The organism is Mycobacterium sp., assembly GCF_049683935.1.
GTDB lineage: Bacteria > Actinomycetota > Actinomycetes > Mycobacteriales > Mycobacteriaceae > Mycobacterium.
Map to the genome: position 1 here is coordinate 1 of NZ_JBAUJR010000036.1, position 10,630 is coordinate 10,630.

General features: G+C 67.3%; 11 protein-coding genes and 3 pseudogenes. 12 read left to right on the forward strand and 2 right to left on the reverse strand.

From position 1 onward, the window contains the following. Window positions 1-785 (forward strand): annotated as a pseudogene (locus WA965_RS02205) (hypothetical protein); the annotation flags it as partial. Window positions 786-815: 30 nt separating this feature from the next. Then, a complete protein-coding gene (locus WA965_RS02210) occupies window positions 816-1,583 on the forward strand; it encodes an alpha/beta hydrolase (RefSeq protein ID WP_526302930.1) in 768 nt (255 codons plus the stop codon). Here the strand turns inward: WA965_RS02210 and WA965_RS02215 are convergent. Beyond that, the gene (locus WA965_RS02215; RefSeq protein WP_526302940.1) at window positions 1,561-2,313 is read right to left on the reverse strand and encodes a GAF and ANTAR domain-containing protein; all 753 of its coding nucleotides are present in this window, start codon (window positions 2,311-2,313) and stop codon (window positions 1,561-1,563) included. The genes WA965_RS02210 and WA965_RS02215 overlap by 23 nt on opposite strands. 67 nt (window positions 2,314-2,380) lie before the next feature. On the opposite strand from WA965_RS02215, the gene WA965_RS02220 reads away from it, so the two are divergent. Continuing rightward, complete coding sequence (locus WA965_RS02220; RefSeq protein ID WP_526446993.1) at window positions 2,381-2,581, forward strand: hypothetical protein; 201 nt, start codon at window positions 2,381-2,383, stop codon at window positions 2,579-2,581. Here the strand turns inward: WA965_RS02220 and WA965_RS02225 are convergent, their stop codons facing one another. Next, a complete protein-coding gene (locus WA965_RS02225; RefSeq protein WP_526302932.1) occupies window positions 2,582-3,079 on the reverse strand; it encodes a DUF1990 domain-containing protein in 498 nt (165 codons plus the stop codon). It lies immediately after the preceding gene. A 38-nt stretch (window positions 3,080-3,117) separates the two neighbouring features. Here WA965_RS02225 and WA965_RS02230 point away from each other — a divergent pair, with 38 nt between their 5' ends. The 9 genes and pseudogenes from WA965_RS02230 to WA965_RS02270 form a co-directional block, all read left to right on the forward strand. Next, complete coding sequence (locus tag WA965_RS02230; RefSeq protein ID WP_526302933.1) at window positions 3,118-3,966, forward strand: aldo/keto reductase; 849 nt, start codon at window positions 3,118-3,120, stop codon at window positions 3,964-3,966. 21 nt (window positions 3,967-3,987) lie between these two features. Next, window positions 3,988-4,617, forward strand: a complete 630-nt coding sequence (locus WA965_RS02235) for a PaaI family thioesterase (RefSeq protein ID WP_526302934.1) — start codon at window positions 3,988-3,990, stop codon at window positions 4,615-4,617. Then, window positions 4,614-5,042 carry a TIGR02611 family protein gene (locus tag WA965_RS02240; protein WP_526302935.1) on the forward strand — a complete coding sequence of 143 codons (429 nt, stop codon included), beginning with the start codon at window positions 4,614-4,616 and terminating at the stop codon, window positions 5,040-5,042. The genes WA965_RS02235 and WA965_RS02240 overlap by 4 nt, the downstream gene beginning before the upstream one ends. Before the next feature lie 86 nt (window positions 5,043-5,128). Continuing rightward, on the forward strand, window positions 5,129-7,192 hold the full coding sequence (gene thrS, locus WA965_RS02245; RefSeq protein ID WP_526302936.1) for a threonine--tRNA ligase: 2,064 nt from the start codon (window positions 5,129-5,131) through the stop codon (window positions 7,190-7,192). 1 nt (window position 7,193) lies between these two features. Continuing rightward, window positions 7,194-7,745: an ATP adenylyltransferase gene (locus WA965_RS02250; RefSeq protein WP_526302937.1), complete on the forward strand. Its 552-nt coding sequence runs from the start codon at window positions 7,194-7,196 to the stop codon at window positions 7,743-7,745. After that, window positions 7,742-8,413, forward strand: coding sequence for a phosphatidylinositol phosphate synthase (gene pgsA, locus WA965_RS02255; protein ID WP_526302938.1), 672 nt, complete (start codon window positions 7,742-7,744; stop codon window positions 8,411-8,413). The genes WA965_RS02250 and pgsA overlap by 4 nt, the downstream gene beginning before the upstream one ends. After that, entirely contained in the window at window positions 8,410-9,366 is a 957-nt protein-coding gene (locus WA965_RS02260; protein ID WP_526302939.1) for a phosphatidylinositol mannoside acyltransferase, read from the forward strand. The genes pgsA and WA965_RS02260 overlap by 4 nt, the downstream gene beginning before the upstream one ends. Beyond that, window positions 9,366-10,493: pseudogene (locus tag WA965_RS02265) on the forward strand (glycosyltransferase family 4 protein); the annotation flags it as partial. The gene WA965_RS02260 and the pseudogene WA965_RS02265, both read left to right, overlap by 1 nt. Further along, window positions 10,493-10,630 (forward strand): annotated as a pseudogene (locus WA965_RS02270) (exopolyphosphatase); the annotation flags it as partial. The pseudogenes WA965_RS02265 and WA965_RS02270, both read left to right, overlap by 1 nt.

Consider the following 10,630-nt stretch of genomic DNA (forward strand, 5'->3'; position numbering starts at 1 on the left):
GTGGCACGCCGCCCGCGCCGCCGGTCCCGGGCGCACCGATCTTCGGTGAGGCTGGAGTGGTTGCGCCGCCCGCTCCACCGGTCCTCGGTGGCGGCGGAGCGGCACCAGTTGCCAATGTGATTCCACCGGCACCACCGGTTCCTGCTGTGCCCGTTGGTACTTCGGTGCCTGGCGCGACCCCGCCGGCACCGCCGGTCTCGCCGTCGTCGACGGGCAGCACGGTCGACACGGGAATGCCGCCGTCACCTCCGGTGCCGTCGTCCTCGACGAACGCCGCGGTCAACAACCCGGTTCCGCCCTATCCGCCGGCCCCGCCGTCGTCGGTGGGCGGCAACGCGGGCGCGCCGCAGTCGCCGATTCCCGGGACACCGGGCAGTTCAGTGACGGTCGGGGATCTGCTTACTCCCCCCGGTTTGATCCGCACGGTGCAGGATGGCGCTTCCTCGGTGGCCGGAGTGCTTCCGCCGCCGCCTGCGCCGGTACCGGGTGCAGCTGGAGCGGTCAACGTGGGTGTGCCGGCAACGCCGGATCCGTTCACCCCGCTCGCGGCTACGGGGTTGTCCAATTTGATCGCGCCTCCGCCGCTGAACATCCCGTCGATCCCCGGCTTGCCGGTGCCGCTGCCCAACGAGATCCCCGTGCCGTCCGACCTGTTGTGCATTGGCACCGATTGGTCAGCGTCTCAAGGAGATTCGGCTGCACCGGCAGTCAATACGGATATTCCGAAGGCTTTGGTCACCGGGGTCGATCCGGTGGGCGATCGCCGGGACCGCTGGGACAACTAGCACACGGGACATTCCGGGCATACTGACGCAATGGGCTCTGAGATGGCCGGCCACGTCAAGCCACCAATCCTGTTCCTGCACGGTGTGTTCGGGAAGCCGTCCCTACTGGAACCGTGGAGCGCGTACTTCGAGGCCCGAGGCTTCGAAGTGCACGCCCCAGCACTGCCCGGCCGGGATCCGACCCGCGACGACGTGCTCGCTGCGACCGGCATCCAGCATTGTTTCGAGTTGGTCTTGGCCGCTTACGACCGATTGAGCAGTCCGCCGATCGTGATCGGTCACAGCATGGGCGGACTTCTTGCTCAGAAGCTCGCGGCGGCGCGATCGCCGCGCGCAGCGGTATTGCTGGCATCGATTCCACCGGGAATCCTGTGGCCGCAGGTGAGAGTTTTGCCGCACCTGTTCCCGCTGCTGCCGCGAATCGTGGCGGGACGGGCGTTCTTTCCGTCGGAGCGGACCCTGCGCGACGTCCCTCTGAGCACGTTGCCGACCGCCGAGCAGGATGCGTTGATCCCAGAGTTGGTCAGGGACTCGGGTCGAGTCTTCCGAGAAATGTCGATGGGCGCCCTGTCAACCCGGGTCAACGCTGCGCACGTGACCTGCCCAGTACTTTGTGTCAGCGCGGGACAGGACCGCAACGTCGCGCAGTGGATCTCACGCCGAATCGCGGCACGCTACCGGGCCGAGCACCAAGTGCATCCCGGGCTTCCGCATTGGATCATCGCCGAGTCAGCGGTGGGCGAGGTCGCGCCGCCCGTCATGACATGGCTGAATGTCACGCTGAGTTTGACTGGCTAGCTTTCGCTGACACCGACTGTTCGCCGTTGTTGTCGGCGCCCGATGAGGTCGGTGACTGAGTGCTGGCGACCAGGTCGGTGGCAATTTGGATCAACGGCACATTCGAATCCTGGGAGAGCTTGCGCAGCAGATCGAATGCCTGAACCGCATTCACGCCGTAGCGCTCCATGACCATGCCCTTGGCTTGGCCGATGACGTCGCGACTGGACAGCGCTCGGCGGAATTGTTCGTCACGGCGTGCGGAGTTCCACGCGACCGACGAGTGCGCCGCGAAGATCAGCCCGAAGTTGCGCGATTCCGCGTCGAACACCCCGGGTTGCTCGGAGTAGACGTTCAGGGCACCGAGCGTCTTTCCGGCGATGAACATCTGGAAGGCCATGATCGATCGGATGGGAGTCTCGGCGAGCGCGTCTTCGCGGTATTTCGGGAATCGGTCGTCGGTCTCCAGATCGACGACGTGGATGGTCTTCTCTTCCCACGCAGCCGTCAGGCACGGACCCTCGAGGTGGCGCTGCTGGATTTTGTCCAGCAGCAGCGGCCAATGATGGGTCGCTGCCGGGGTCTCGATCTCCCTGGCGTTACGGGTGAGCGTGATCCCCGCATACTGCGCGCCGGGAATCTCGGCAGCGGCGTGCTCAGCCAACTCGGCCACCACGGTTTCGGAATCGGTATCGGGTCTGTTGTGCAGCCCCTGCACCAGTTCGGCGACGCGCAGGTGCGCAGCCTCCATGCCGGCTTGATCCGTCACCGTCACCGTCCGTGTAGTCGCGCTCGAATTGAGGTTTCCCAGATTACCCTTGACCACCGCCGATGGCTTACGCATGGGCGATGTCGCTTCCATGACCCGTTGGCGCGCCGACCCGTCGAGCCCGTCACCCAACGAGGTGGCTGGTGTCGCACAGCGCGACCAGCTGACGATTGTGGAAGAAGTGGTCCTCGCGCAGTGCGGTGATGCTCGCGGGTTCAGCCTTCAGGTCACCCGCAGCGATGCCCGCTGATCACAATGCCCGCAGGTAGCGGTCGGTGACCCGCCGCTGCACCAGGGAGGTGACGGGAGCGCCCAACCGGCTCCACCAGGTGGCGTGCCGGGAGAACGCGACCACCTCGGCGGTGACGTCCTCGGTGACCGGGTCGTAGCGGACCAGGAAGAGCTCCTCACCGGATTCGGCGTGGCCGGGCAGGGTCCCGTACGCGAACCCGCGGCGGTCGGGCTCGTCGACGACGTAGACGACCCGGCACGGGGCGACCACCGGCCCGAGGTGCACCAACACCTCGGCGTCGACGCGGGCGACCGGGTGGGTGGCCTCCACCCGTAGACCGGCGCCGCGAAGCATGCCCCAGGCCATGCCTTCTGCGGCGGCCGTCTCGAAGCGGTCGCGACCGCGGCCGATCACCGCCGACTTGTGCAGGTGGTGATACCCGGCAGGCATGCTCCCTGCGGTCGCCCCCACCTCGGTATAGGTCAGCGGCTTGCCTGACAGAGCGCTCAACTTCACAGGTGTCAGCTTGTCACCGTCGGCGTAGCGTCGTCACCGTGAATCCGACTCTCACCATCGGTGGCGACCTCACCGTCAATCGACTCGGCTTCGGCGCGATGCGGCTGACCGGCCAGGGCGTGTGGGGTCCGCCTGCTGACCCCGACGAATGCACCAGGGTGCTGCGCCGAGCCGCGGAGCTCGGAGTCGACTTCATCGACACCGCAGATTCCTACGGCCCCTTCGTATCCGAAGAGCTGATCCGCCAGGCGCTGCACCCGTACGACGGGATCGTCATCGCGACGAAGGCCGGCCTGTTACGCACCGGCCCGGACCAGTGGCCGCCGCTCGGTTACCCGGCCTACCTGCGTCAGCAGTGCGAGATGAGTCTGCGCCGACTCGGCGTGGACACCATCGATCTGTTCCAGCTGCACCGCATCGACACCAAGTTTCCCGCCGAGGACCAGATCGGCGAACTCGTCGCGCTGCAGCAGGAGGGCAAGATCCGCCACATCGGCCTGTCCGAGGTCAGTGCGGAACAGCTCACTGCCGCCCGAGCGGTCACGCCGATCGCCTCGGTGCAGAACATGTACAACCTCACCTCACGTGACGCCGAAACCGTGCTCGACGCCTGCGAAACCGACGGCATCGCGTTCATCCCGTGGTTCCCGCTGGCCGCCGGCCCACTCGCGGCGGCCGACGGACCGCTGCAGCGCATCGCCGCCGACCACGCCGCCAGCCCCTCGCAACTGGCGTTGGCGTGGCTGCTGCAGCGCTCGCCGGTGATGGTGCCCATCCCCGGCACGTCGAAGGTTGCGCACCTGGAGGAGAACGTGGCCGCCGCCCAGATCGAACTCACCGACGCGGAGTTCGAGACTCTGAGCAGCGCCGGGGCAGCCCAGGGATGAGCCAACCAATACGGTGAGCGGGTGAGTTCCCATGAACCCGTCGATGCACCCGTGGGCGGGGGATTCAATCCGCCCGCACCGACGACCCACGGCGGGCCGGACTACGGGCGCTTCGTCGCCGCCGTCCGTGCACTGCAGGACCATGCCCGCGCGGCCGACGCTCCCGACCAGATCATCACCGAAGCCGCCGACCTGATCGAGGCGGCGTCAAAGCTGCTCGCCCCCTACGACGCCGACGAATGGTCCTCCCCGTCGGGGCGCAGGCTGGACCTGCCGAATCGCGGGAACATCCTGCAGGTCCCGGTGGACCTGCACGTCACCGAGGACGGCCGGATCAGCGGCGTCGCCCAGTTCCGACGCTTCCACCTGGGCCGCAACGGCGCAGCGCACGGCGGATCCGTGGCGCATCTGTTCGATTCGCTGCTGGGTTTCACAGCGTTCAAGCTCAGTCGTAACCGGGCGCAGCGCACCGCGTTCCTGCATGTCGACTACCGCAAGATCGCCCCGGTGGAGAAGCAACTCCAGGTCGAGGCGGCCATCGACGAGATCGTGGGCCGCAAGATCTTCGTCTCCGGTCGCCTGCTCGACGGCAGCGATGTGCTCGCCGAGGCCCATTCGCTGTTCGTGATGCTCAAGCCGGGGCAGCCGTGAGCGAGGGCAGACGTGTCGGGTTCACCCGCCGGTGGGCGCGCTGGCGCGATCGGCTGCGCGAGCGACGCGTCGCCGACCTGGTGTATCGCATCGTCGTCGGCGTGGTCGGCCTGCTGGTACTGGCCGTGGGCATCGTTGCCATCCCCTACCCGGGCCCGGGTTGGGCGATCGTCTTCGTCGGCCTGGCGATCCTGGCGACCGAATTCGATTGGGCCCGGAAACTGCTGGCGTATGCGCGGGAGCGCTACGACGCCGCGATGGCGTGGTTCAAGGAGCAGGGCCTGTGGGTGCAGGTGCTGGGCGCGATGTTCACGGCTGCCATCGTGCTGGCCACGCTGTGGTTGTTCGGCGCGCTCGGCTGGGCGGCGGGGTTGGTCGGCATCGAGCACGATTGGCTGGATAGCCCTATTGGTATCGGGTCGTGAGGGCACACCCCGATAGCATGGTCGCGGTCAGCGACCCGACCCCGGCCTGACCACTACTTACCACCTGAAAGTTTGGAGAGCCCGCGATGAGCGCCCCCGCCAGCCCTGCCCCAGCAGCCCCGATCCGGGTCGCTGCCGGGACGACCGCAGGGCAGGCGGTTCGCGATGCCGGCTTGCCTGCCAGGGGGGAACCAGACGCCGTCGTCGTGGTACGCGACCCCGACGGGCGACTGCGTGATCTGGCCTGGGTCCCCGACGCCGACGTCGAGGTCACCGCCGTTGCGGCCGACACCGAGGACGGACGAAGCGTCATCCGCCACTCGGCCGCCCATGTCCTCGCCCAGGCGGTGCAGGGGCTGTTCCCCGACGCAAAACTCGGGATCGGCCCGCCCATCACCGACGGCTTCTACTACGACTTCGATGTCGCCGAGCCTTTCACCCCCGAAGATCTCGAGGCGCTCGAGAAGCGGATGCGTCAGATCGTCAAGGAAGGCCAGCTGTTCTCCCGCCGCGTCTTCGAGTCCAAGGACGAGGCCCGCTCCGAGCTTGCCGGTGAGCCCTACAAACTGGAGCTCGTCGACGACAAATCCGGCGACCCCGAGGTCATGGAGGTCGGTGGGGACGAGCTCACCGCCTACGACAACCTCAACCCCCGCACCCGCGAACGGGTTTGGGGCGACCTGTGCCGCGGGCCGCACATCCCCACCACGCGCTACATCCCGGCGTTCAAGCTGACCCGCAGCTCAGCGGCGTACTGGCGCGGCGATCAGAACAACGCGAGTCTGCAGCGCGTCTACGGCACCGCCTGGGAATCGCAGGAAGCGCTCGACCGTCACCTCGAGCTCATCGAGGAAGCGCAGCGCCGCGACCACCGCAAACTGGGCGTCGAGCTGGATCTGTTCAGCTTCCCCGACGAGATCGGTTCGGGCCTACCGGTATTCCACCCCAAGGGTGGCATCGTGCGCCGCGAACTCGAAGACTACTCGCGCCGCAAGCACATCGAGGCCGGCTACGAATTCGTCAACACCCCGCACATCACCAAGGCGCAGCTGTTCCACACTTCCGGCCACCTGGACTGGTACGCCGACGGCATGTTCCCGCCGATGCAGATCGACGCCGAGTTCAACGAGGACGGCACGGTGCGCAAACCGGGCCAGGACTATTACCTCAAACCGATGAACTGCCCGATGCACTGCCTGATCTACCGTGCGCGGGGCCGCTCCTACCGCGAACTCCCGTTGCGTGCCTTCGAGTTCGGTGCGGTGTACCGCTACGAGAAATCGGGTGTGGTGCACGGGCTGACCAGGGTGCGCGGGCTGACGATGGACGACGCCCACATCTTCTGCACCCGGGATCAGATGCGCGACGAGCTCAGGTCGCTGCTGAGCTTCATCCTCGAGTTGCTCGGCGACTACGGGCTCGACGACTTCTACCTCGAACTGTCCACCAAGGACCCCAAGAAATTCGTCGGCTCCGACGAGATCTGGGAGGAGGCCACCAACACGCTGGCCGAGGTGGCCGCCGAATCAGGGCTCGAACTGGTGCCCGACCCCGGAGGTGCCGCGTTCTACGGCCCCAAGATCTCGGTACAAGCCCGCGACGCGCTCGGACGCAGTTGGCAGATGTCGACCATCCAGCTCGACTTCAACTTCCCGGACAGATTCGAGCTGGAGTACACCGCCGCCGACGGCACACGGCAGCGGCCGGTGATGATCCACCGCGCGCTGTTCGGCTCGATCGAACGGTTCTTCGGCATCCTCACCGAGCACTACGCCGGCGCTTTCCCGGCCTGGCTGTCCCCGGTGCAGGTGGTCGCGATCCCGGTGGCCGACAGCCACGTCGCCTACCTCGACGATCTGGTGGCACAGCTGCGCAAGCGCGGCATCCGCGCCGAGGTCGACGCCAGCGACGACCGGATGGCGAAGAAGATCGTCAACCACACCAACCAGAAGGTGCCGTTCATGCTGCTTGCGGGTGACCGCGATGTGGAAGCTGAAGCGGTGTCCTTCCGGTTCGGGGACCGCACGCAGATCAACGGTGTCCCGCGCGACAAGGGGGTCGAGGCGATCGTGGACTGGGTGACGCGCCGCGAGAATGCCACGCCCACTGCCGAACTCGTCGTCGTCGACGCAGATACAGGCGAGGGGTGACGTGGATCCCGAGCACACGATCGTAGATCGCGGGGTCGGCGACCCGGACCATCTGCAGCGGCTGTGGACGCCGCATCGGATGTCCTATATCGCCGAGGCGCCGATGAAAACCGGACGCGCGACCACCGCCGAGCCGTTCAGTGACATCCCGACGATGTCCGACGAAGACGGTCTCGTGGTCGCCCGCGGTGAACTGGTCTACGCCGTGCTCAACCTCTACCCCTACAACCCCGGCCACTTGATGGTGGTGCCGTACCGGAGGGTCTCCGAGCTCGAGGACCTCACCATCGAGGAAGGCGCGGAGCTGATGGCATTCGCGCAGATGGCCATTCGGGTCATCAAAGCCGTCTCGCAACCACACGGTTTCAACGTCGGCCTCAACCTCGGTCACTCGGCGGGCGGGAGCCTGGCCGAGCACCTGCACATGCATGTGGTGCCGCGCTGGGGCGGTGACGCCAACTTCATCACGATCATCGGCGACTCCAAAGTCATCCCACAGCTGCTGAGGGACACCCGACAGCTGCTCGCCGCCGAGTGGGAGAACCAGCGTTGAGCGACTTCTACCTGATGACCCGGGCGGCCTATACGAAGCTGTCGCGCCCGGTGGCCAAAGGGGCGTTGCGGCTGGGTCTGACGCCCGACAGCGTCACCATCCTCGGCACCGCCGGCGCGGTGCTGGGCGCGCTCATCCTGTTCCCCATCGGACAGTTGTTCGCCGGCGCCCTGGTGGTCGCGTTCTTCGTGCTCGCCGACATGCTCGACGGGGCAATGGCCCGCGAACGCGGTGGTGGCACCCGGTTCGGTTCGGTGCTCGACGCCACCTGCGACCGGATCAGCGACGGCGCGTTGTTCTGCGGGTTGCTGTGGTGGGCCGCTTTCGGGCGTGACAGCGCCGAGTTGGTGGTCGCGACGATGATCTGCCTGGTGTCCTCGCAGGTCATCTCCTACATCAAGGCTCGCGCGGAGGCCAGCGGACTCAGCGGCGACGGCGGGCTGATCGAGCGGCCCGAGCGGTTGGTGATCATCCTGCTGGGTGCGTGGTTGTCGGACCTGCCGTTCATCGACCTGCCCTGGGTTCTCGACATCGCGATGTGGGTGCTGGCGCTCGCCAGCGTGGTGACGGTGGGCCAGCGGTTGCACAGTGTGCGGGTCTCCAACGGCGCGATGGAGCGCCTCGCGAGCGCCGAGACCAGTGAGAAACCCGAGACCACCGAAACATGACACCGCACCCGGCCGGCTCGAACACCAGTCGCGGTGGCCTCATCCCGTCCCCGGCGGCATGGGGTGGCTACCTCACCGACTGGGGGTACGCCGCCGGTTGGCGACTGGTGCGTGCTGCCCCGGAGATCGTGGCACGCAATGCCTTCGGCGTCGGCGCTCAATACGCTGCGCGCAACGGTGGACCCCAGCAGCTGCGCAAGAACCTGGCACGGGTGATCGGGGTGGCGCCCGAGCGGGTGCCGGACGCGTTGATTCGTGATTCGCTGGCCTCCTACGCCCGATACTGGCGGGAGGCCTTTCGGTTGCCATCGATGGATCACGCCGAGCTGGGTCGGCGCTTGAGTGTGAACGACATCGACTTGGTGTGGTCGGCGCTGGCGGACGGTCGGGGAGCGGTCCTGGCGTTGCCGCACAGCGGCAACTGGGACATGGCCGGTGTCTGGCTGGCGCAGAACCACGGCTCCTTCGCCACGGTCGCCGAGCGACTCAAGCCCGAGTCGCTGTACAACCGGTTCCTCGCCTACCGGGAGAGCCTGGGCTTCGAGGTGGTTCCGCTCTCGGGCGGCGAGCGGTCACCGTTCGACGTGTTGTGCGACCGGCTGCGCGACAACGGCGTGGTGTGTCTGATGGCGGACCGCGACCTGACGCGCACCGGAGTGCAGGTCGACTTCTTCGGTGAGCCGACCCGGCTGCCTGCGGGCCCGGCCAAGCTCGCGCTGGCCACCGGTGCGGCGTTGTTGCCGGTGCACTGCTGGTTCGAGGGGGACGGTTGGGGCATGCAGGTGTATCCCGAGCTGGACACCGCCTCGGGCGACGTCAAGGTCATCACCCAGGCGCTAGCTGATCGGTTCGCCCGCAACATCGCCGCGCACCCCGCCGACTGGCACATGATGCAGCCGCAGTGGCTCGAAGACCTGTCCGACGAGCGCAGGGCGCGGCTGGAGGCCACCTGATGCGCATCGGCATGGTCTGCCCGTACTCGTTCGATGTCCACGGCGGTGTGCAGGCGCACGTCCTGCAGCTCGCTGAGGTGATGCACCGCAACGGGCACGAGGTCAGTGTGCTCGCGCCGGCGTCGGCCGAAGGGCACGGCTCCCTGCCGGATTACGTGGTCTCCGGTGGAAAGTCCGTTCCGATCCCGTACAACGGCTCGGTGGCCAGGCTGCGCTTCGGGCCGGCCACCCACCGCAAAGTCAAGAAGTGGCTCAGGGAAGGCGAATTCGATGTGCTGCACCTGCACGAGCCGAATGCGCCGAGCCTGTCCATTCTGGCGTTGAACATCGCCGAGGGGCCGATCGTCGCGACGTTTCACACCTCGACCACCAAGTCGCGGACCCTGTCGGTGTTCGAACCGTTCCTGCGGCCGATGAACGAGAAGATCGTCGGCCGTATCGCGGTGTCCGATCTGGCCCGACGGTGGCAGATGGAAGCGCTCGGCAGTGATGCCGTCGAGATCCCCAACGGCGTCGACGTCGCGTCGTTCGCGTCGGCACCCTGCCTCGACGGATATCCGCGTCCCGGCAAGGCGGTGCTTTTCCTCGGGCGGTTCGACGAGCCACGGAAGGGCATGAGCGTGCTGATCGGCGCCCTGCCCGCCGTCGTCGAGCGGTTCCCCGACGTCGAGATCCTCGTCGTTGGCCACGGTGAGGTCGAGGAGCTTCGTGACGATGCCGGTCCGCTGGCCGATCATCTGCGCTTCCTGGGCCAGGTCACCGACGCCGAGAAGGCGTCGGCGTTGCGCGGCGCCGACGTGTACTGCGCCCCCAACACCGGAGGGGAGAGTTTCGGCATCGTGCTCGTCGAGGCGATGGCCTCGGGCACCGCTGTCGTGGCCAGTGACCTGGACGCCTTCCGGCGGGTCCTCAGCGACGGAGACGCCGGGCGGTTGGTGCCGGTCGACGACTCGGCGGCGCTGGCGGCGGGCCTGATCGAGGTGCTCACCGATGACGCCCTCCGGACGCGCCTGGTCGATTGTGCGACCGAAGCGGTGCAGCGCTACGACTGGTCGGTGGTCGCCAAGCAGATCATGCGGGTGTACGAGACCGTCGCGGGTGCCGGGGTGAAGGTGAGGGTCGCGACATGATTCCGTGGGTGACCGCGGTGGTGATCGCCGTCGTGCTCGCGGCGGTGCTGCTGGTGGGCGCCTGGGCCTACCAGACCGCCAACCGCCTGGACCGTCTGCACGTGCGCTACGACCTGTCATGGCAGGCCCTCGAC